Genomic DNA, 20,060 nt, shown 5'->3' on the forward strand with positions numbered 1-20,060 from the left:
CATAATATTTAACGGGAGGAAGATATAATGAAACAGTCAAACGCGATTAAAGGCATATTTGCCACTGCGGTTACCCTTTTGGGGGGATGGGCGCAGGCGGAAACCCTGCGGCTTGGGGATTTCCAGTCCACCAGTCATATTGTGTCTGTGGAAGGCACCAGTAAATGGATGGCCGAGGTGACCAAAGCCACCGACGGGGCGATCACATTCGAACATTTCCCATCCCAGCAAGCGGCGAAATCCAAGGCGCAACTGGATGCGGTGAACAACGGTATTCTGGATGCGGCCCTGCTGGGCACGCTGTATCACGCCGAGGCGTTGCCGCTGAATTCGGTGGTTGGGTTGCCGGGGTATTACGGGTCTGCGGTGCAGGGCACAACCGCGCTGCAAACCATGTTGAAAGAGGGGCCGCTGCGGGACGAAATCCTTGCTTCGGGCGTGACACCGATCTTTGGTTTTGTGCTGCCGCCCTATCAGGTTCTGGCCAAAACGCGGCTGGGGATGCCTGCGGATTGGGATGCGCTGGATGTGCGCACATCAGGGTCCACACAGGCGATGACAGCGCGGGAATTGGGCGCAGTCGGGATTTCAATCCCCGGCCCCGAGGTTTACACGGCTGTGGAACGGGGGCGTCTGGATGCGGTGTTATTCCCGCTGGCATCGGTTCCGGGATATAAGTTGAACGAGGTGGTCAGCCATATTTCCACCAACGCATCTTTTGGCGGCTACAGCTTTGTGATGGTGGTGCGCAGCGATCTGTTTGACGGGTTTTCTGACACTGTTAAGGCAGAGATGCTGCGTATTGGGGATGAAACCGCCAGCCATGTGGCACAGGCCCAAGACGCCTCTGTTGCGGGTTTGATCGACGCATGGAAAGCCGAGGGTATCGACACTTACCAACTGTCTGCCGAGGAACTGGACTCTGTGACCAAAGCGCTGGTGACGGTCAGTGCGGATTGGGTTGAACGGATCAACAACGATCAGGCCAGCGCCGTGCTGGACACTTATCGCAAGCTGACCAGCGAATAATCCGCTGAAATGAAGCCCTGCGGCAGTCGCCACATCTGGCGGCTGTCACCACTTAATAAGGGTGCGCCCAGACCATGCTGACATTTACTGCCATAGTTTTCCTGCTTGCCGTTTTAATGGCATTCCGCGTTCCAATTGCCTTTGCCATGGGGATCACCGGCACCTTGGGGCTGGCTGCGCAACTGGGGTTTAAGCCGGCCCTTGCGGTGCTGGAACGCACGTTTTTTGATACCTCGGCCTCGTTCATTCTGGTGGCGATCCCGTTGTTCATCTTTATGGCCGAACTTTTGACGGCGGGGGATGTGACGCGGCGCGCTATTGTGGCCTGTCAGTCGTGGATCGGCCATGTCAAAGGCGGGCTGGCCATGGCGACAGTGGCGTCATCCGTGTTGCTGGCCGCGCTTGTGGGCAGTTCAACGGCGGCAACAGCGGCGATGGCGTCTTCGGCCTTTCCCGAAATGCGTCGTCACAAATATTCTGACCGCCTGTCTGCGGCAGTGGTCAGTGTGGGCGGGACTTTGGCGGTGGTTGTGCCCCCGTCCATTGTGCTGGTGGTCTACGGTGTGCTGACCGAAACCTCGATCGGGAAACTGTTTATTGCGGGGGTTATACCAGGTCTATTGACGGCCGTGGGTTTGGCGATTGTGATCAAGATTATCGCCCACACCACGGATCAAGCCCCTGCAGGCGAGCCTTTCGAGTTGAAAAAAGCAGTGAAAAACAGCCGTCATGTGATCCCGATGGTTCTGTTGATGGTGGCGGTGATCGGCGCGATTTATGGGGGCATTGCATCGCCTTCCGAAGCGGCGGCGCTGGGGGTGATGGGGTCGCTGATCATCGTGTTGTTCCAGCGCAGTCTGAAATGGGTTGCCTTTAACCAGTCGATCAGCAGCGCCATCCGCGCTACGGTGATGATTGTAACCATCGTGGCCTGTTCGGCGATCTTTTCCAACTATCTGGCCTTCACACGGATCACCCACAGCCTGCTGGAATTTGTCGCCACCACCGATATGCCCCGTGAGATGATTATGGGTATCATCATTTTGACCTTGCTGGTGATGGGCATGTTCATGGACCAACTGGCCATTCTGTCCCTGGCTATGCCGCTGGCTTTCCCAACGGCTATGGCACTGGATTACGATCCGGTCTGGTTTGGCATTGTGGTCACAAAAACCGTGGAAATCGGCCTGCTAACCCCGCCGCTGGGATTAAACGCCTATGTGGCGGCGGCGCAGACGCGGGTGCCGCTGGGTACGATCTTTCGCGGGATCCTGCCGTTTCTGGCGATGGAGGTGGTTGTTCTGATCCTGTTGATGTCATTCCCGCTAATCACCCTGTTCCTGCCCGAACTGATGGCCCGTTAGGGGCAGGCGCGGCGCGATGTAAACTGCACGCGCCGCGGCGACTGTTGGTGACAAAACCCGCTGTTGGGTGCAAAAAGGGTCTGGTAAACACAGGTCTGGCCTGTGATCCCTAAAAAGTACACGTGAATGGTTCCCTCACCCCCAAATCCGCCCAGACACGGCGATGTAGTGCCAGCGGGCGCGTTCAGCTACCCGGTGGCTGTGGTGAAAGAGACCCGCTGGTTCGGGTTTCTGCTGCTGCCTGAATTTACCCTTCTGGCCTTCAGTTCCGCGCTTGACCCGCTGCGGATTGCCAATCAACTGGCGCAAAAGCCGCTGTATGGCTGGGTGGTTCTGTCTGAAACCGGCGGTGCGGTTTGTTCGTCGTCCGGTGTGGATGTGGGGGCCCATTGCGGGTTGGACGGGCTGGCGGCGGATATGCCGCTGTGGGTCTGTTCGGGCAATCGCGGCACCGAGGTGGCCTCGGAGAATGTGCTGAATATTCTGCGCAAACATGCCCGTTTCGGTGGGCCTGTGGGGGGGATTTGCACAGGGGCGGCCAGTCTGGCGCGGGCGGGATTGCTGAAAGACCGACGCTTTACCCTGCATTGGGAAAACCAGCCCGGGTTCATTGAAACCTTTCCCGATCTGACCCCCAGCAATCGCCGGTTCGAAGCAGACCGCGATCTGTATACCTGCGGAGGCGGGGCAGCAGCCACGGAAATGATGCTGTCGATCATCGCGGATGATTATGGCGTGGATTTCGCCGCTGCCGTGTCTGATATGTGCCTAAGCGCAGGGGATTTATCGCCCACGCGGGAACAACGCTCGTCGATTGCCAAAGCGATCAATTCGCGCGATCCCAAGGTTCTGGCTGTACTGCGGGCCATGTATGAAAACATCGAAACCCCGCTCACGCTGGAAGAACTGGCGGATCAGGGTGGATTTTCCCGCCGCCAGATGGAGCGTCAATTCAAAAAGCTGTTCGCAGAAACCCCCGCCACAGTCTATCGCAACACGCGGCTGGACCGCGCGCAGACCTTACTGGCGGAAACCAACATGACCGTGACCGAAATCGCCATGGCGGCGGGGTTCAGTTCGGGCGGGTTGTTCACGCGGCACTATAAAGCGCGGTTCAAAGAAACCCCCTACGGTCGGCGCGGCAAGATGCGCGACGCCAAGGCAGGCGGGGCTGCGGATTAACCGCCGCCCACGCTTTTGGGATCAAACACTGTGCACCAGCGATCCAGCAACGGGCTGTCGCCGTGTATCCGCCGCCATTGCCGCAATCCGTTGCGCAGGCCAGTGCGCCCGACCCGTGTGGCAGGTTCTGTCAGGGATGCAGGCTCTTGGTGCGCATCAAGCGCCGCCCAACAATCTGATTTTGCAGCCAGATAATCAGCGGCGCCCCAAGTTTGCAAAAGCTGCTGGAAGGCGTCAAACGCGGCTGGATCAAAGTCTTTATCCGCGCCCATCGGTCCCTCGACGGGGCTTTCAGGGTAAAGTTCACAGCAGGGCACCCAGCCTTCGGGGATCGGTGTGTTGGCCGCGTGGCTGCGCCCTAATCGCAGCATTTTGTAAAAGATATGGGTGTGCGGCCCGTCAGGTGCCGTGCCGTCAGCCCCCGCGCCGCCAATATTTTGATAGACCTCAATGCGGCCCACGCGGGTCAGGGTCACGCGGTGGGGGTGGCTGGCGATAATGGCATCCATCGCGGGGTTTTCGGGGTCCATAATGGCGCGTCCCTGATTGGCGCGCAGGATTTCCAGCAGATGCGGATCAGCGGTGCGGATGCAAAAATCCAGTTGGGGTTGGGCCAGTCCCAAGTCAAATAAGATACCGTCTTGGTCCTGTGCGCGCAGGGCGTGTGTGTCTGCGCCCAATTCGGTCAGGGTCGCGCGGCGGTGCATCAGGGCGTCGTCCAGCGGCAGGCATAAGGCTAGCGCCTGCGTCCAGCGGTTGACCTTCGGGCTGAGCATTTCATAGGCCACGGCCTGCACCCCTGCCAGTTGACTGATCCGTATGCCACCCAGATCGGTGATTTGCGTCAGCGGAGCGGTAACGGCGGGTGGGGTCGCGCCCCTTCGATAGCAGAATTGCGCAATCGCCCCGAATGAGCCCATTTTCCAGCCTGCTTTGGCCTGTTGCAGACCGGAGTCCAGAACCTGTTCCAGATCAAGCATTGGTGTTCTCCGTGAGTTTGAGTGATGTCATATCCGCTTTCCACTGCTGTGCCCCTGACAAGGTAGCACGATAGACCGCAGCGCCGAGGGCTTGCCCCAGATCAGTGTGCAAACCGGCATAATCATGCGTCCCTTCGGGTGCGGCAACGGCGATGCAGTCGGTTCCCGTACCTGTGGCCAGCCCGTGGGGCAAGGGCAGAGCCATATCAAGGATCGCGGTGGTGCGGGCTTGGGTGGCGATGCTCAAAGCCTCGATCAGGCCGGTTTGAGACAGCGGAGTGCCCAAACGCAGGGCGATGTTAATGGTGCCCCAATCCTGTGCGCGGCGATCCATGCGATGGCCGATGCGTTCCGCATTGGACAGGCCGACAGTGGCAAGGCAATCAGCGGTTACAGGGCCGATAGTGACGCTTTCCCAGCTATAACGCGATACATCACGCGAGGTTAGAAAGGCGACAGTGGCGTTGTATTTGTGGCGTTTCAGTTCCTGTTCGAACCATGTTTTGACGTCCAAATCGCGGGGCAGGTCGGCATTGCGCACTTCGCGCCAGATGATTTTGCGGGCGGTGACAAATCCGGGGCGATTGATCGCCCAGCTTAGCACATGCATGGGGCTGCCCAGATCGAATTCCAACCACGGTCGCTGCAGATGTAGCGATGTCATCCCACCACCTGAAGCGGTTGAAACACCAGTCCTTGGGGGGTGTCCTGTAAAAAGGCGCTGATCCCGAAAGTGTCGCGGATCAGATCGGGGGTCAGCACGTCCAGCGGCGGGCCATCCGCTGCGATCCTGCCTTTGTCGATCACGATCAGACGGGTGCAATGGCGGGCCGCCAAACCCAGATCATGCAGCGAGACCAGCACTGAATGGCCCTCTTGCGCGAGCGTGCCAAAGGTCTGCATGGTGGCAATCTGATGGGCGGGGTCCAGCCCTGCAATCGGTTCATCCACCATCAACAGCGGGGTTTCCTGCGCCAAAGCACGGGCAATCAGCACCCGCGCCTGTTCGCCGCCCGACAGCCGCGTGGTGGTGCGGTTTCGAAACGGGGTCAGTTCCATCCTTTGCAGGGCTTTTTCAACGGCGGCGTGGTCGGTGTCTTGGGGGCGCTGGCCTGCGCCCAGATGGGGCGTGCGGCCCAGCATCACCAGCGTTTCCACATCTATTGGCCAGGCGATTTCGCGCGATTGGGGCATCCATGCCACCGCGCGGCCCTTGGCGCGGGGTGACATTTCCGCAAGGCTGCTGCGCCCTGCAAAGGGGATCAACCCCAGCGCGGCCCGCATCAGTGTGGTTTTCCCTGCGCCATTCGGGCCGATAATCCCAACCAGTTCCCCCGCGCCAATGGTCAGGCTGATCCCGTTCAAAATCGCCCGATTGCGCCGTGTGACTGATAGGTTTTCCAAGGATAACAGCGTCATAGCCCCTGTCTCCGTGTGCGGTAAATCAGGTGCAGGAACAAAGGTGCGCCGACCAATGCGGTGACAACCCCAAGTTTGAGATCCCGTTCGGGCAACACCACGCGCACCAGAATATCCGCCGCCAGAACCATTGCTGCCCCGCCAAACCCCGAGGCCCAGAGCAGCCGCCCCGGCTGGGATTTCACCAGCGGGCGCAGCAGGTGGGGCACCACTAGACCGACAAAACCGATGGTTCCCGCAACAGCGGTTGACGCCCCCACAACGGCGGCGGTGCCAAAGATCAGGGTCAGTCGCAGGCGACGCAGGTTGATGCCCATGGCCTCGGCGGCGTCTTCGCCCAATGTCAGCGCGTCCAGCCCCCGTGACAGGGTGGCAAGCATCCCCGCGCCAACCACAATCAGGGGCAGGGCGATCCACACATGGGTCATGGAACGATCCGCCAGTGATCCCATCATCCAGAACACCATTTCATTGGCCGCAAAGGGGTTTGGCGACAGGTTCAACACCAAAGATGTGAAAGCCCCCGCCAGTGCAGAAATTGCAATTCCCGCAAGGATCAGCGTCAGGGATGACCCTCTTGGCCCCGCCAGAGCCAGCACCAGAAACACGCCAATCAGCGCGCCAGCCAAAGCGGTCAGGGGCAGGCCAAAGGCAAAGCTGGCGGCCAATCCCGTCTGGATGGCCAGCACCGCGCCAAGGGCGGCAGAGCTGGACACGCCGATCAGCCCCGGATCTGCCAGCGGGTTGCGCAGATAGCCTTGCATCGCGGCCCCTGCCAGCCCCAGCGATCCGCCGATCATCACCGCCAACAGCGCACGGGGCAGGCGAATTTCGCGCATCACCAGCGACATCGGGCCTTCATCCCCTGTAAGCAGGGCATTCAGGCTGGGCCAGATGCCGATGTCTGCGGGGCCGATTACAAGGGCAGTGATAAACAGTGCGATCAGCAGGGCCGTCAGGGTCACAAAAAGGCGCATCAGGGCTGTCCCGCTGGTATGGAATGACGCAATTTCACCATATCGTCGATGGCGCGCAACACAAAAGGCGTGCCGCAAATCCAGTCGTGATCTGTCAGGGACGGGCCGGAAACCGCGCCGCGCAGGGCGGTGATGACGGGGTGGTCCTTGATTTCATCAGCGCGAGAGGCGGCGGGGTAGGGCTTGCTGGTGATCACCGTATCAGGGTTCGCCATGGCTAAAACTTCAAGCGGCATCAATCCGCCCGAGGCAAAGCCTGCCTCTGCCGCGATATTGGTTAATCCAGCTGCTTGCAGGATTTGCCCTGCAAGGGTCTTGTCGCCCGATGTATAGCCGTTCGCATAGTATAGCGCGACGCGGGGGCTGTGGGTTCGGTCTTGGCGATAGTTGGCAAGGCGTTGATCAAAATCGGTAATTAATCCGGCTGCACGGTTTTGCTGGCCCAGAACCTCACCCATTTGGGTAAGCCGTGCGCGCACGTCATCCAGGGAATAGGCAGCGTTGAAAATTGCCACCGGAATGCCCAGCCGTTTCAGCATATCCACCGTGGCCCGCGCGCTGAACTTACCCGCCAGCACCAGATCGGGCTGCATCAGATAGATTTCCTCGGCCAGCCCGTGGTTGGTTTCATAGCTGCCCGCCTGATCCACCATGGCAGAACTGCGCGGGTCTGATGCCAGAGCCGATACGGAATAAAGCTGCCCTTTGCCTGCAACCAGCATGGCAAGCTGATCGGTGCACAGGTTCATCGACACAACCCGCAGCGGGCGTGTGTCAGACTGTGCGGTCAGCGGTGCACAACACACCGCTAGGATCAGGCAAAGGGCGCGGATCACATCAGAACCGCGCGCTGAGGCCGACATAGGCCGCGCGGCCCCGTGCGGCATAGCCCCAGACATCTACCGCGTCTGTGTCAAACAGGTTGGTGATCCGCCCGTTCAGGGACACGGCATCCGTCAACTGATACTGCGCTGCCAGATTGACGGTGGTATAAGAGGGCAGTTCAACGGTTTGATAGGCCCCCCAGTATTGGGTGTCAAAATTGCCCGCAACATGGCGGATATCGGCGGAAACAGACCCTTTGCCGCCAAAGGTATCCAAGGTCGCGCCAAGGGTCAGTTCATGTTTGGGGCGGCGGATTTCGATGCTGTTGTCAGGGTTGGTGGCATCAATATAGGTATAGGCCATCCGCAGTTTCAAATCATCCGTGGCCTGAAACCCTGCGGCGATCTCAATGCCTTGGCGTTTGCTGTCGCCTGCTTGGTTGATCAGACTATAGGTTCCCGGGCCAGTGCTGACATCGGTGATTTCATCCGTAAGAACCTCGTTGAAATAGGTCACATCAAGGCTGCCACGTCCTGCGGCAAAGCTGAATTCCGCCCCCAGATCAAAGCTACGATTGCGTTCGGGTTTCAGGTTGGGGTTGCCTGTGTAGCCAAAGGCATTGGCGTAAAGTTCAAAATATGTCGGGTTCACGATACCTGTCCCTGCCGAAGCATGCAGCCGCACATTGCTGTCTGGGATCGCATAAGACAGGCCCAAAGTCCATGTAGCCGCGTCTTGGAACACATCGTTGTCATCAAACCGCACGCCTGCTTGCAGGTCCAGCCCGTTGCTGAAACTGCCGCGATATTCCAGCGCCGCAGAGGTTGATTTGCGGCCATATTGCGGGTTGGAACTGCTGGAATCCTCTTGGTGTTCCAGCAACAGGTTCAACAGGTGATCCGCGTCAGACACCGCGCGCCCGTCTAGGCCAAAGCTCAGTCGGTATTTAATCGCTTCGGTCTGTTCCTTGGTCGGCGCACCGCCGTTGAAGGTTGAGGTGTAATCGGTTTTTGCGAAGGACAGACGGTGTGTCAGGCGGCCGCCCAGCATATCATATTCCGCATAGATACTGGCGGTACGTTCATCGCGTGTGCTGAACTGGGTGGGATCATCGACCACATAACTGGCGGCATCCGTGGCGGTGAAAGGTGATGTGTCATAGTCGTACTCTTCATCTGATCTGCGCAGGGTCAGGCCGAGTTTTAGGTCATCTGTCAGCAGGTAATCGGCAGACAGGATCGCGGTTGTGCGTTCCAATCCGTCTTTTTCCCCGCCATCACCCGATTGATCATAACCCCGATCATCGCTGTGGGAAAACGCCAGTGACACCCCGCCCCGTTCGGTGCGGTTGGCCAGAAAGGCGGTGGCAGTTGTGGCAGCGCCAAATTCAACGGATGCTGAATAGGTCTGGCCGATGCCGCCTTTACGGGTGATGATATTCACCACCCCCGCTGATGCGTTTGACCCGTAATAGACCGATTGCGGGCCGCGCAGGACTTCGATTTTTTCGATGTTGCTGGCCTCTAGCCCGCTTAGGTTATAGGCCGCGTCTCCGCCTGCGGCCTCGATCCCGTCGATCAGGATCAGGGTGTGGTTCGCCTCGCCTCCGCGAATGCGCACCTGAATGGAACTGTTGCTGGTGCCGTTGACCGAAACACCGGGCAGGGCCCGCAGCGCATCTTGAACTGTGGTGATGCCGCGATCCTTGATCTGATCGGCAGTGACAACACTGGCGGCGCGGCCAAGGGCGGATTGTGCAATCGGGGACAGCCCGCCGGACAGGATCAATTCCCCCAGATCAAGGGTGTCTTGCGCGAAAACAGGGGTGAACTGGAAGGTGGACAGGGCCACAGTGGCCAATAAGGTAGAGCGGTGCATAAAAACATCCCTAGGATTTGACCCGAACGGGCCAACAGATACAGACATGTCATCAGAGGGATTTCCCCCCGCAGACGGTGAAAACACCACGAGCGGAAGATCCGCAGTCCAAACGCCCCACGCGCCCAAACAGGGTGATTGCCTCGGCAGGTCTCCTGACTCGCGGGTCGATGCTGGGCCGGTCCTTCCCATTGCGCAGGGCGCAACAGTGGTATTTTCCGGCTTCGCTCTCCGCCTACAGTTGCGGGGGCAGTCGTGGATTTGGCGCAGGCCGGACCACGTTCCCTATTATCCAAGCGGCGAACCGCCCAGACCGAAGTGGGGTTTAGATACGCAGAAATTGCGGTTTTGGAAAGGGGGTTTTATGGCTTGGGTTTGCGGGGTGGATGCTGGTACAGGCATGCGGGGCGCCGCCGATACTGACCAAGGAAAAGACAATGACCAACAGACCCGATGTTTACTTGCTGCGCCACGGGGAAACCGAATGGAACAGTACGGGGCGGATACAGGGGCAGATGAATTCTGACCTGACCGCGCTGGGGCAGGCGCAAGCGGCACAACAGGGTGCAATTTTGCGGCGGCTCGGGGATCAGGTGGCCGAGTTGGACCGTTTCGCCAGCCCGCTCAGCCGCACAAAAGCCACCGCGCGAATTGCGTTTGGCGGGGATGATTTCACCACCGACCCGCGGTTGATTGAAATCGGTTGCGGCGGCTGGGAGGGCATTACGCCAGCCCAAAGACAGGCCCGCGATCCTGAATTGGCGGCCCGCAGCATACGGGATCTGGACCTTTATTTTAACGCGCCCGAAGGAGAAGGTCTGTCTGCCCTGCGCGCGCGCATTATGAATTTTTTGAACAGTCTGAACGCACCTGCAATCATCGTGTCCCACAAGGTTTCGCTGATTGTGATGCGGGCCTGTCTGACGGGGATCACAGACGCGGATATGTATGATTTGACTGCAACACAGGGTACGGTGATCCGGATTTCGGGCGGTATTGAAACCCATCTGTCCTAGGGGTCAGGTTACAAAATCGGGCCGACTGTGGCGATCACATTGTTCCAAATCCGCCGCAGATAGGGCCAGTTTTTCACGTCGGAATGGGACACGGAATCAGAGCGGTCTATATAGTCTTGCTGGCGCGAGCGGATCATTTGGGTCAGCGCTGTATCCTGAAGCAAGATGTTGTTTTCAAAGTTCAAATCAAAGCTGCGGATGTCCAGATTGGATGATCCGATCAGGCCAAGACTGTCATCAATGGTCAGGGTTTTGGCGTGCAGCAACCCGTCCCTGTATTCATAAATTTCACAGCCCGCTTCCAGCAGTTTCAGATAATAGCTTTTGCTGGCGGCCGCGACGATTTTACTGTCGTTCTTTTTGGGAAACACCAGCGTCACCTGCACCCCGCGCAAGGCGGCAGTGCACAGCGCGTCAAGCACGGTTCCATCAGGCACAAAATAGGGCGTGGACAGGACAATCGTGTCCCGCGCACTGCTAAGGGCGGTGGAAAACAGTTGCGGGGTTGCGCCGCGACGTTCGGTTGGGCCAAACCCCAGCGCTTGGGCGGGAAAGCCCCCATCAAACGGCGCAGCAGGCTGGATCAGCGTGTTCAGGCTTTCCCCCGTGGCCTGCGCCCAATCGGTCACAAACAGCAGTTGGTTCTGGGCGACCACCGGGCCTTGGAAGCGCAGCATGATGTCGACCCAAGGGGCATATTTTGCCTTGACCAGAAATGCAGGATCGGCGGAATTTCGGCTGCCACAATAGGTTATGCTGCCGTCGATCACGGTAATTTTACGATGGTTGCGCAGGTCCAGACGGCTGGTCAGGATCGTTAGGAACGGGCGGTCCAGCGGCAGGGCCACAGCAAGCTGGACGCCTGCGTCTTTCATCTGCTGCCACAGCGGTGATTTTATCAGGTGGCGCGATCCCAGACCGTCCGCCATTGCGCGGCAGGTAACACCCCGTTTGGTGGCGCGGATTAACGCCTCGGCCAGTTGGGTGCCGGTGTGATCTTGCAGCCAGATGTAGTATAAAACATGCACATGATCCTGCGCCGCGTCGATGTCTGCCACCATGCGATCCAGCGTTTCAGACCCGTCAGCCATCAGCGCGGCAGTGTTGCCCGCCACAGGAAAAAACCCGTTGATCGAGGCCCCGTAGCGGAACACCGCTTGGTATTGCGCGGGGATCATCTGGCCCAGATCATCCGCCGTGCCTTTGACCCTGCTGGCGCTTTGATGGATGTTTTGCGATATGGAAATCCGCGCCTGTTTGGCCTTTTTGCCCAGATCAATTTCCCCGAACAAAAAGTAAATCGCGCTGCCCACAAAGGGCACCACATTCAGCACCACAAACCATGCCAGACGGGCAGGCGGCGACAGGTCATCGCGCAGTAAAATCCGCAGGGTAAAAAGCAGGACCACAAAGCCGTGGAGAAGGAGCAAAAGGTTCATCAAGGGTCTTTCAACAAGGCGACTTCGATCACAATCGGCAGGTGGTCTGATGCGCGTGCTGCAAGGTCCGATCTGTGAACCCGACTCGATTTATGGCGGATTTTTCCTTTTAGCACAAAACGATCCAGCGGGGTGGTTGGACGTGCGGCGTGAAAGCTTTTGCCGGGAATAACCATTTCACAGCCATCGCCCAACGCGTCGATCACACGGCCATCTTGTGCCCAGATATTGAAGTCTCCGGCCACCAGAACGGGATGCTGCGCGCGGTCCATATAGGTTTTCAGCGCGGCCAGTTGTTTGGTGCGAATGCCCTTTGTCAGGCCAAGATGCACGCCGATGACCTCTATCCTCGGGGTGGCAAACAGGGCCGAAACCGCACCGCGGGGTTCCAATGTGGGCAGATCAATCCGCGTGGTCTGGTCCAGCGTCAACACCTCGGGGCGGTAAAGGATCGCGTTTCCGTGCCAGCCGTGGCTGTCAGGGCGGGTGGAAAATTCTGCAAAAACATAGCCGAGATCCCGTTTTAATTGTTGTTCCGGCAAGACGCCGGACCGTTTGCCGACCCGTTTATCGGATTCCTGCACCACCACCACATCCGCGTCGATTTCTTCGAGAACCTGCAAGATGCGATCCGCATCGCGGCGCCAGTCCAGCCCCACGGCCTTGCGGATGTTATAACTGGCCACGCGCAAAAAGCTGCGGTTTACATCAGGCACAGGACCGTCCTGTTCTGGCCCAATCGGGCTAAACCTGTCTGTATCGCGCGCATTTTGGGGCCTTTGAAAGCGAGTATTAAAAGGAATTTCAGTCTGTTATATAAGACAGTGACAGGGCAAGGCAAACCAGCCTTTTTGGTGCAAATCCAAAACCGCGCGGGTTGATTTCCGCCTATGGGGTCAGAAGATTTTCGGGGAATGATTGACTATTCACCGGATCGTACCTAGCTCTAGGGGTATGTTGGACACTGCAGATCATATCCGATTTCTTTTACTCAACCGCCCCTGACCCCGGGCGGTTCGGGCGCATCTGCGCCTGCCACACCACCTGGGGCTTCCTGAACATTGTGTAGCGAAACAGGACGATCCGTCGTCCAAGGAGACATCATGACCACGAGCAAGCGGACCCCTGATATGTGCGATGACCGTGAAACCCGCGGCGCAGCTTTGCCTGCCGCGCGGCCTGCCAGTTTGCCTGCGCTGACAGGCGGGTTGCCGGATGTGGATCGCGCCCAATTGCAGCGGCATTTGCGTCAGTGTGAAAGCGCGCGGCGTCCGTCTTCGTCTGTGTTGACGGCCGTTTTGAAACGCAAGATTTCAGGGGCGCGGGCTTTGGGCAATGCGCGGCCTGATGATGCGGTCACGGGAGGCTGTGTGGTCAGTTACTCCATTGATGACGGTCCATTGCGATCCGGTTTGCTGGTACACCGCGCCAGACCGGGTGTCGGGGGCGGGGTTATTCCGGTGTCTTCGGTTCTGGGGGCCACGTTGATCGGCATGCGGGTCGGGCAAGGTGCCTTAATGTTGTGTGATGACGGCAGTCGCGCCATGGTTCACGTCGCACAGGTTGACGCCCCAAGCTGACCTGAAATTCCCTTCCAAGTTCCGGTTCAAACGCAAGGTGCGGCCCCTGCCGCGCCTTTTCAATGTTCAATTTTTCACCTTTAAGGAGACAAGCTATGACCCTTCCGGTCGCCGAAATTCGTAAAAACCGCAGGCCCCGTGCGCCCAAGGTCATCATCAATGCAGATGAGCTGGCCCATATTGAATCGCTGGCCGAGGGCGCGATGACGCGCAATCCTGATCTGGCCGACCGTTTGCTGGATGAACTGGGCCGTGCGCGTATCGTAAAACCTGCCAAAATGCCGGAAAATGTTGTCTCTATCGGGCGCACCGTGACCTATCGGGATGAAGCCACAGAGCAGGTGAAATCCGTCACGCTGGTCTATCCCGAGGATGCGGATATTGATCGTCAGAGGATTTCTGTCATGACGCCCATCGGGGTGGCTTTACTGGGCCTGACTGAAGGGGCCACCTTCTTTTGGGACACCCGCGAGGGTGAGCGCCGTACCTTGAGCGTGATTAAAGTGGCGCAGGCGGAGGCCTGATTTTGGCGGGGCATTTCACAAGAACCCGAAATACAGGGACCAGTGCCGCACATGGTATCCCCGAAGCGAGACGACCGACGGTTTAATCCGCAGGCAGGCTTTCTTCGGGGACCACAGCAGTTATCCCTTTTCCCTGCCTTTTCGGAGTGTCCGATGCCCCTTCATTCTTCTGCCTGTCGCAGCTGTGCTGCCTGCCATCAACCTTTGCCCCGCGCCGCGCTATACCGCTGTCCGCTGTGCCGCGAACCGATTGTAACTGCGCAAGCGGGGATTAATGTGCGGTGTCGGACATGCAAATCCCATTTGCCTCGCGCCCATGCGGGAAAATGCCCGATTTGCACTGCTTCTGGCAGGGCGCGGACGACGGGAAAGCGGGTTTCCCTGACTTAGAGTTTGGATTTGTTAGTATTCTGTTACAGAAGTCTGCATAGTTATCGGGAGTCCAGTTCTGAAAGCGGATATGTCAGGCACTACAGAAACCAGCGTTGAAACTACAGCCGAATTGACGGGGGCCCAAACACGGCTGCGCAAGAAAAAGCGTCATGAGCAGATCCTGATGGAACTGCGCCTTGCGTCCCATGTGCGGGTGTCCGATCTGGCGGCGCGCTTCGGGGTTACGACAGAAACCGTGCGCCGCGACATCGAAGATTTGAACCGCGCGGGGTTGCTGGAAAAATCCTACGGTGGGGCGTCTGCCCGATCGCCGGGCGCGCATCGCGGTCTGGATGAACGCCGCCGTGAACGCATTGGCGAGCGGGAGTCGTTGGCCCGCCGCGCGGTGGCGATGGTGCGTGACGGGCAAAGCCTGATGGTGGATGCAGGGGCCACAACCATGGAATTTGCCCGTGCGCTGGCGCTGGCTGGAACGCAGGTCACGGTGATCACCAACAGCTTGCAAGTGGCGATGATCCTAGGCACTTCGCGCAAGGCCCGTGTGGTTATGACGCCGGGGGAATACCTGAACGCCGAGGCTGCATTGGTTGGCCCTGACACCTGCGAATATCTGCATCGCTTCAACGTGGATCGCTGTTTTATCGGGGCATCCGGGCTAAGTGATGGGGGCGTAACGGAAGCGGTTCAAGGGTTTGCCGAAGTGAAACGCGCCATGATGGAACGCAGTCTTGCGCCCACATTCCTGATTGATTCCAGTAAGTTCGGGCAGGTCTATCTGTCACAGGTTGCCACGGTCAGCGAAATCGGCACGCTTATTACGGATGCAAAACCCTCTGACCGGCTGATGAAATCACTGGGATCACAGGGCGTCGAGATGGTGCGTCCTTAATCCCAATCCCTGAATTTTTCTTTTGCACATCATGGCGCGGCTTTGGCCGTGCGATGGTTTTTGTGAAATGTCGGCCAACCCTCCCCATTTTTCCCAGAAAATTTTGCAATTGGCAAATATGTTAATCAATTATGTTGCAACTCCCAACATTTAGTGGTGTCATCCGCGTGACCAAGCCTGCGTTTTCGCGGGCTTAGGCCGTTAGTACTGGAGGAGGAGGAACCCCATTATGCGTAAGGATAAACTTTTAGGCACAGCTTTGCTGGCGATGATGTCACTGGCCGGGCAATCTGCATTTGCCGATGAAACCTGTGCAAGCCGCGGCGATCTGGATGTGATGTATTGCGATGCGGATGGCGATCTGGTGGCGGATGCCCCCACGGATGCCAGCAAATTGCGCGACCCCGGCACGTTGGTTTTCGCCTATACACCGGTCGAAGACCCCGCCATTTACGCCGATATCTGGCAGCCGTTCATTGAACATTTGCAAACTGTAACTGGCAAAAAGGTTCAATTTTTTGCAGTTCAGTCCAATTCAGCCGAGGTCGAGGCCATGCGTTCAGGCCGGTTGCACATTGCGGGTTTTTCAACGGGGCCAACGCCTTATGCGGTGAACCTTGCGGGCAGCGTGCCTTTTGCGATCATGGGATCGGATGACGGGCGCTTTGGCTATAAACTGCAAGTGTTCACGCAGGCCGACAGTGACATCAAAGAAATGGCCGATCTGAAAGGCAAGCGGGTTGCCCACACCTCGCCCACGTCGAATTCAGGCAACCTGGCGCCGCGCGCCTTGTTTCCGGGTCTGGGTGTAACACCTGACACCGATTACGAAGTGACCTATTCAGGGTCGCACGACCAATCCATGCTGGGCGTGGTTGCGCGGGATTATGACGCCGCCCCTGTGGCATCGGAAGTGGTGGATCGTATGGCGGAACGGGGTCTGTATGACACTGATGATGTGCGGATGATCTGGGAAAGCGATCCGTTTCCAACGACTTCTTACAACATGGCCCATGATCTGACGCCCGAGTTGCAAGAAAAAATCCGCGAGGCGTTCTTTAGCTTTGATTTTGCAGGCACGGCCTTGGGTGAAGAATTCAGCGGCGTGCAGAAATTCATCCCGATCACCTATAAAGATCAATGGGCTGTGATCCGTGAAATCCAGAAAGCCAACGGTGTAAAATACACACCCGAAGGTCTGGCGGCCGAATAACCAAACGCCCAAGCGGTCCGGCCCAGTGCTGGCCGGACCCACAGCGGAGCATCCCAAAATGTTAAAAATTACCGACCTTGTGAAACGCTATGGCAGCGGTGAACCGGTCTTAAAAAATCTTGACCTGTTGATCGAAGACGAAAGCGTTGTGTCGATCATCGGGTCATCCGGTGCGGGCAAATCCACCTTGCTGCGCTGTATCAACAAGCTGGTTGAACCGACCTCAGGCAGTATTGATCTGAATGGAACCGAACTGACCAAACTGCGCGGCAGTGATCTGCGCAATGCGCGGCGTAAAATCGGCATGGTGTTTCAGGGGTTCAACCTTGTGGACCGTCTGACGGTGATGGAAAACGTGCAATCGGGGCGGTTGGGGTATATTTCCACATGGGCCGCCGTGACGCGGCGCTATCCCAAAGAAGACATCCGCCGCGCCTTTGAATTAATGGAACGGGTGGGTATCGCGCAATATGCGGACAAGCGCGCCGATGAACTGTCTGGCGGCGAACGCCAGCGGGTCGGGGTGGTGCGGGCCCTGATGCAGCAGCCTGAAATCCTGTTGGCGGATGAACCGACCGCGTCGCTTGATCCCAAGACATCCGAACAAATCATGGGTCTTTTGCGGGATCTGTCGCGGGAATTGAAACTGCCTGTGCTGATCAATATCCACAACGTGAATGAGGCCAAGCAATACACCGACCGCATCGTCGGCATGCGCTACGGACGGATTATTTTTGACGATCTTCCTGCCCAACTGGATGAGACCGCAATGGATGCGATCTATTCCGGAAGCCCCGCTGCCGATCGTGCAGGCGGGTTAAAGGATGCGTCATGACCGCCAAAACCCCAGTTGTGCGTGACACATGGCGGCGCCCTCCGTTCATCGCAAATCCGGTTTTGCGCTGGTCGGTTTACATCGGCGTTGCGGTTTATGTGATCTGGATCATGGCCACCCTGCCGATTGACTGGAACCGCGTCAGCGAGGGTCTGACCCGCGCCGCACGGATTTTCAACGGTGCCTTCCCCCCCAGTTTCGAGCGCAGCGGATTGTTAATAGACGGTTTTCTGGAAAGCCTGAAAATCGCCATTCTGGCCACAGCAGCAGGGGTGATCCTGTCGATCCCCATCGCCTTTATGGCCGCGCGCAATGTGGCCCCTTTGCCGGTATTTTATCTGGGCCGTGCGCTGATCATCATCGCACGCAGCTTTCATCCGGTGATCGTGGCGATCATCTTTGTCAAAGCTGTCGGTTTTGGCCCCTTTGCAGGGGTGCTGACCCTGATCGTCTATTCCATCGGTTTTGTCGCCAAGATGCTGGCCGAACGGATTGAAGAAATTGATTTCGGTCAGGTAGAGGCCATGCGCGCCGCGGGTGCGCCCTATTTTTCAACGCTGTCATATGCGATTTTCCCGCAAATCATGCCGCGTCAGATCGGTCTGACGATCTATCAACTGGATAGCAACCTGCGGGCTTCGGCGGTGGTTGGCATTGTCGGGGCAGGGGGGATCGGGTCGACGCTGGCCAATGCCTTCGGGCGTTATGACTATGACTTTGCACTGGCCATCACCATCGTGATCGTCGGCGCCATCCTTATTTCCGAGGCCGTCAGCGGCCAGATCAGGAAACGCCTATGACTTTGCCAAAAATAACGCGGGACGATTGGACCCGCTACACGCTGCAACAACGGCTGCAACGCTATGGGGTTTTTGCGGTGTCCGCGCTGGTTATCGCTTGGGCGCTGGGGTCGATTGATGTGATTTGGGAATGGGTTTGGGATTCCCCCGAACAGATGGGCGATCTGTTCGGGCGGATGTATCCACCCGACCCGACCAATCTGGGCGTGATCCTTAAGGTGTTGTGGGAAACGGTGAATATCGCCACCATCGCCACCGGATTCGCGGTGATCCTGTCACTGCCTGTGGCCTATATGGCGGCGATGAACACCACGCCAAACCGCGCGACCTTGTGGCTGGGGCGGGTGATCCTTGTGTCCTCGCGCTCGATCAACACGATCATCTGGGCGCTGCTGTTTGTGGCGATCTTTGGGCCCGGTATTGTGGCAGGGATCGTGGCAATCATGTTCCGCTCTATCGGGTTTGTGGGCAAACTGCTGGGCGAGGCGATTGAGGAAATCGACCCCCGTCCGGTTGAGGCGTTGCAAGCCACAGGTGCGTCCCATTTCAAGGTGATCGTCTATGCGATCATCCCGCAAGTGCTGCCCACATTCTGGGCCGTGACCATCCTGCGCTGGGATATCAACCTGCGGGAATCCACTGTGCTGGGGTTGGTGGGTGCGGGCGGGATTGGCATTATCCTGCAAGGGGCCATCGACACGTTCAACTGGCCCGAGGCCGCAACCGTTCTGCTGGCGATCCTTGCGCTGGTGGTGCTGGGCGAAGTGGTTTCGGCGTTCTTGCGGCGGCGTATTCTGTGAAGGATTTGCAGGCGGGCGGGGATACGGCGGAGTGGGTGTTTCAAACCTATGAATCCGTGCGCCACCGCCTGCCATCTGCCCGTTTTACGCGGAATTTCAGCTTTGCCCCGTCACTGGAACAGGTGGCCGCGCCTTTTGATCTGATCCTGTTTGATGCCTACGGGGTGTTGAATGTGGGCGAAACCCCGATTGATGGTGCCGCCGCCCGCATCACTGCACTGCGCACGGCTGGGAAATCGGTGATGGTGGTGTCCAATTCGGCAGGCTATCCCAAGCGGTTGATGATGGAACGCTACGCCCGTTTGGGCTTTGATTTCACCCCGTCCGAGGTGGTGACAAGCCGTGATGCCCTGTTACATCACCTGACGCAAATCCCGCCGCGCCATTGGGGGGTGATGCTGAACCCTGCCCATGGGACCGAGGAATTTGAGTCCCATCACCTGTCGTTCCTTGCCGATGACCCAGCAGTTTATGACGGGGTTGATGGCTTTTTACTGGTGGGGTCGGACGGCTGGAGTGATGACCGCCAATCCCTGCTGGAAACGTCACTGCGCCGTGCCCCGCGCCCCGTTATTGTGGGCAATCCAGACATTGTTGCCCCGCGCGAAGGCGGGTTTTCGCGGGAACCCGGCTATTATGCCCACCGCCTTGCTGATGCCACGGGAATTGCGCCTGTGTTTCTGGGCAAGCCCTTTGCCAGCGTGTTTGAATTGGCCCTGTCGCGCCCCGATCCGCCCGTCAAGAAGACCCGTGTTCTGATGGTGGGGGACACCATGCAAACCGATATTCTGGGCGGGGGGTTGATGGAGGTGTCTACCGCGCTGGTCACAGGGTTTGGCGCGCATTTCGGGGCCGATCCCGCTGATCTGATCGCCCGTTCGGGAATCGTGCCGGATTTCATCATCCCGCATATTTGA

General features: G+C 58.2%; 20 protein-coding genes and 1 riboswitch. Of the genes, 12 read left to right on the forward strand and 8 right to left on the reverse strand.

Features of this window, described 5'->3' with window-relative positions; all coding sequences use genetic code 11:
- Nucleotides 1-27 precede the first annotated feature (27 nt).
- The 3 genes from dctP to GGE09_RS17910 all read left to right on the forward strand — a co-directional run bounded on the left by dctP (nt 28) and on the right by GGE09_RS17910 (nt 3,575).
- Nucleotides 28-1,029 (forward strand): TRAP transporter substrate-binding protein DctP, encoded by a 1,002-nt coding sequence (gene dctP / locus GGE09_RS17900; RefSeq protein ID WP_309747544.1) that lies wholly within the window; start codon nt 28-30, stop codon nt 1,027-1,029.
- Nucleotides 1,030-1,103: 74 nt separating this feature from the next.
- Nucleotides 1,104-2,393 carry a TRAP transporter large permease gene (locus tag GGE09_RS17905; protein WP_309747545.1) on the forward strand — a complete coding sequence of 430 codons (1,290 nt, stop codon included), beginning with the start codon at nt 1,104-1,106 and terminating at the stop codon, nt 2,391-2,393.
- Nucleotides 2,394-2,519: 126 nt separating this feature from the next.
- Nucleotides 2,520-3,575, forward strand: coding sequence for a GlxA family transcriptional regulator (locus GGE09_RS17910; RefSeq protein WP_309747546.1), 1,056 nt, complete (start codon nt 2,520-2,522; stop codon nt 3,573-3,575).
- Here GGE09_RS17910 and GGE09_RS17915 read toward each other — a convergent pair.
- Genes GGE09_RS17915 through GGE09_RS17940 form a run of 6 tightly spaced genes read right to left on the reverse strand, consistent with a single transcriptional unit; the run spans nt 3,572 to nt 9,654 of the window.
- Nucleotides 3,572-4,555 carry a DUF6925 family protein gene (locus GGE09_RS17915; RefSeq protein ID WP_309747547.1) on the reverse strand — a complete coding sequence of 328 codons (984 nt, stop codon included), beginning with the start codon at nt 4,553-4,555 and terminating at the stop codon, nt 3,572-3,574. The genes GGE09_RS17910 and GGE09_RS17915 overlap by 4 nt on opposite strands.
- Entirely contained in the window at nt 4,548-5,219 is a 672-nt protein-coding gene (locus GGE09_RS17920; protein WP_309747548.1) for an adenosylcobinamide amidohydrolase, read from the reverse strand. Before GGE09_RS17920 ends, GGE09_RS17915 begins: the two co-directional genes overlap by 8 nt.
- Nucleotides 5,216-5,974, reverse strand: a complete 759-nt coding sequence (locus GGE09_RS17925) for an ABC transporter ATP-binding protein (RefSeq protein WP_309747549.1) — start codon at nt 5,972-5,974, stop codon at nt 5,216-5,218. Before GGE09_RS17925 ends, GGE09_RS17920 begins: the two co-directional genes overlap by 4 nt.
- Nucleotides 5,971-6,951: an iron ABC transporter permease gene (locus tag GGE09_RS17930; RefSeq protein ID WP_309747550.1), complete on the reverse strand. Its 981-nt coding sequence runs from the start codon at nt 6,949-6,951 to the stop codon at nt 5,971-5,973. The genes GGE09_RS17925 and GGE09_RS17930 overlap by 4 nt, the downstream gene beginning before the upstream one ends.
- Nucleotides 6,951-7,814 carry an ABC transporter substrate-binding protein gene (locus tag GGE09_RS17935; protein ID WP_309747551.1) on the reverse strand — a complete coding sequence of 288 codons (864 nt, stop codon included), beginning with the start codon at nt 7,812-7,814 and terminating at the stop codon, nt 6,951-6,953. Before GGE09_RS17935 ends, GGE09_RS17930 begins: the two co-directional genes overlap by 1 nt.
- Entirely contained in the window at nt 7,789-9,654 is a 1,866-nt protein-coding gene (locus GGE09_RS17940; RefSeq protein ID WP_309747552.1) for a TonB-dependent receptor domain-containing protein, read from the reverse strand. The genes GGE09_RS17935 and GGE09_RS17940 overlap by 26 nt, the downstream gene beginning before the upstream one ends.
- Nucleotides 9,655-9,781: 127 nt before the next feature.
- Nucleotides 9,782-9,987: riboswitch (cobalamin riboswitch) on the reverse strand.
- Nucleotides 9,988-10,091: 104 nt separating this feature from the next.
- On the opposite strand from GGE09_RS17940, the gene GGE09_RS17945 reads away from it, so the two are divergent.
- Nucleotides 10,092-10,670, forward strand: a complete 579-nt coding sequence (locus GGE09_RS17945) for a histidine phosphatase family protein (protein ID WP_309747553.1) — start codon at nt 10,092-10,094, stop codon at nt 10,668-10,670.
- An 8-nt stretch (nt 10,671-10,678) separates the two neighbouring features.
- Here GGE09_RS17945 and cls read toward each other — a convergent pair whose 3' ends face one another.
- Both cls and GGE09_RS17955 read right to left on the reverse strand, forming a co-directional pair.
- Entirely contained in the window at nt 10,679-12,109 is a 1,431-nt protein-coding gene (gene cls / locus GGE09_RS17950; RefSeq protein WP_309747554.1) for a cardiolipin synthase, read from the reverse strand.
- Nucleotides 12,109-12,825 carry an endonuclease/exonuclease/phosphatase family protein gene (locus GGE09_RS17955; protein WP_309747555.1) on the reverse strand — a complete coding sequence of 239 codons (717 nt, stop codon included), beginning with the start codon at nt 12,823-12,825 and terminating at the stop codon, nt 12,109-12,111. The genes cls and GGE09_RS17955 overlap by 1 nt, the downstream gene beginning before the upstream one ends.
- Before the next feature lie 387 nt (nt 12,826-13,212).
- On the opposite strand from GGE09_RS17955, the gene GGE09_RS17960 reads away from it, so the two are divergent.
- From GGE09_RS17960 to GGE09_RS17995, 8 genes are all read left to right on the forward strand, one after another.
- A complete protein-coding gene (locus GGE09_RS17960; protein WP_309747556.1) occupies nt 13,213-13,689 on the forward strand; it encodes a hypothetical protein in 477 nt (158 codons plus the stop codon).
- A gap of 95 nt (nt 13,690-13,784) precedes the next feature.
- Complete coding sequence (gene rnk, locus GGE09_RS17965) at nt 13,785-14,213, forward strand: nucleoside diphosphate kinase regulator (RefSeq protein WP_309747557.1); 429 nt, start codon at nt 13,785-13,787, stop codon at nt 14,211-14,213.
- Nucleotides 14,214-14,673: 460 nt separating this feature from the next.
- Nucleotides 14,674-15,495 carry a DeoR/GlpR family DNA-binding transcription regulator gene (locus GGE09_RS17970; RefSeq protein WP_309747558.1) on the forward strand — a complete coding sequence of 274 codons (822 nt, stop codon included), beginning with the start codon at nt 14,674-14,676 and terminating at the stop codon, nt 15,493-15,495.
- A 229-nt stretch (nt 15,496-15,724) separates the two neighbouring features.
- On the forward strand, nt 15,725-16,708 hold the full coding sequence (phnD, locus tag GGE09_RS17975) for a phosphate/phosphite/phosphonate ABC transporter substrate-binding protein (RefSeq protein WP_309747559.1): 984 nt from the start codon (nt 15,725-15,727) through the stop codon (nt 16,706-16,708).
- Between the two features lie 58 nt (nt 16,709-16,766).
- A complete protein-coding gene (gene phnC / locus GGE09_RS17980; protein ID WP_309747560.1) occupies nt 16,767-17,543 on the forward strand; it encodes a phosphonate ABC transporter ATP-binding protein in 777 nt (258 codons plus the stop codon).
- On the forward strand, nt 17,540-18,343 hold the full coding sequence (gene phnE / locus GGE09_RS17985; RefSeq protein ID WP_309747561.1) for a phosphonate ABC transporter, permease protein PhnE: 804 nt from the start codon (nt 17,540-17,542) through the stop codon (nt 18,341-18,343). The genes phnC and phnE (GGE09_RS17985) overlap by 4 nt, the downstream gene beginning before the upstream one ends.
- Complete coding sequence (gene phnE, locus GGE09_RS17990) at nt 18,340-19,143, forward strand: phosphonate ABC transporter, permease protein PhnE (protein WP_309747562.1); 804 nt, start codon at nt 18,340-18,342, stop codon at nt 19,141-19,143. Before phnE (GGE09_RS17985) ends, phnE (GGE09_RS17990) begins: the two co-directional genes overlap by 4 nt.
- Nucleotides 19,140-20,060, forward strand: a complete 921-nt coding sequence (locus tag GGE09_RS17995; protein ID WP_309747563.1) for an HAD hydrolase-like protein — start codon at nt 19,140-19,142, stop codon at nt 20,058-20,060. Before phnE (GGE09_RS17990) ends, GGE09_RS17995 begins: the two co-directional genes overlap by 4 nt.

It is taken from the genome of Roseobacter sp. N2S, from assembly GCF_031454055.1.
Lineage (GTDB): Bacteria > Pseudomonadota > Alphaproteobacteria > Rhodobacterales > Rhodobacteraceae > Amylibacter.

Coding starts and splice junctions, on each gene's coding strand:
- dctP (WP_309747544.1), top strand. CDS start 28: ATGAAACAGTCAAACGCGATTAAAGGCATATTTGCCACTGCGGTTACC.
- GGE09_RS17905 (WP_309747545.1), top strand. CDS start 1,104: ATGCTGACATTTACTGCCATAGTTTTCCTGCTTGCCGTTTTAATGGCA.
- GGE09_RS17910 (WP_309747546.1), top strand. CDS start 2,520: ATGGTTCCCTCACCCCCAAATCCGCCCAGACACGGCGATGTAGTGCCA.
- GGE09_RS17915 (WP_309747547.1), bottom strand. CDS start 4,555: ATGCTTGATCTGGAACAGGTTCTGGACTCCGGTCTGCAACAGGCCAAA.
- GGE09_RS17920 (WP_309747548.1), bottom strand. CDS start 5,219: ATGACATCGCTACATCTGCAGCGACCGTGGTTGGAATTCGATCTGGGC.
- GGE09_RS17925 (WP_309747549.1), bottom strand. CDS start 5,974: ATGACGCTGTTATCCTTGGAAAACCTATCAGTCACACGGCGCAATCGG.
- GGE09_RS17930 (WP_309747550.1), bottom strand. CDS start 6,951: ATGCGCCTTTTTGTGACCCTGACGGCCCTGCTGATCGCACTGTTTATC.
- GGE09_RS17935 (WP_309747551.1), bottom strand. CDS start 7,814: ATGTCGGCCTCAGCGCGCGGTTCTGATGTGATCCGCGCCCTTTGCCTG.
- GGE09_RS17940 (WP_309747552.1), bottom strand. CDS start 9,654: ATGCACCGCTCTACCTTATTGGCCACTGTGGCCCTGTCCACCTTCCAG.
- GGE09_RS17945 (WP_309747553.1), top strand. CDS start 10,092: ATGACCAACAGACCCGATGTTTACTTGCTGCGCCACGGGGAAACCGAA.
- cls (WP_309747554.1), bottom strand. CDS start 12,109: ATGAACCTTTTGCTCCTTCTCCACGGCTTTGTGGTCCTGCTTTTTACC.
- GGE09_RS17960 (WP_309747556.1), top strand. CDS start 13,213: ATGACCACGAGCAAGCGGACCCCTGATATGTGCGATGACCGTGAAACC.
- rnk (WP_309747557.1), top strand. CDS start 13,785: ATGACCCTTCCGGTCGCCGAAATTCGTAAAAACCGCAGGCCCCGTGCG.
- GGE09_RS17970 (WP_309747558.1), top strand. CDS start 14,674: ATGTCAGGCACTACAGAAACCAGCGTTGAAACTACAGCCGAATTGACG.
- phnD (WP_309747559.1), top strand. CDS start 15,725: ATGCGTAAGGATAAACTTTTAGGCACAGCTTTGCTGGCGATGATGTCA.
- phnC (WP_309747560.1), top strand. CDS start 16,767: ATGTTAAAAATTACCGACCTTGTGAAACGCTATGGCAGCGGTGAACCG.
- phnE (WP_309747561.1), top strand. CDS start 17,540: ATGACCGCCAAAACCCCAGTTGTGCGTGACACATGGCGGCGCCCTCCG.
- phnE (WP_309747562.1), top strand. CDS start 18,340: ATGACTTTGCCAAAAATAACGCGGGACGATTGGACCCGCTACACGCTG.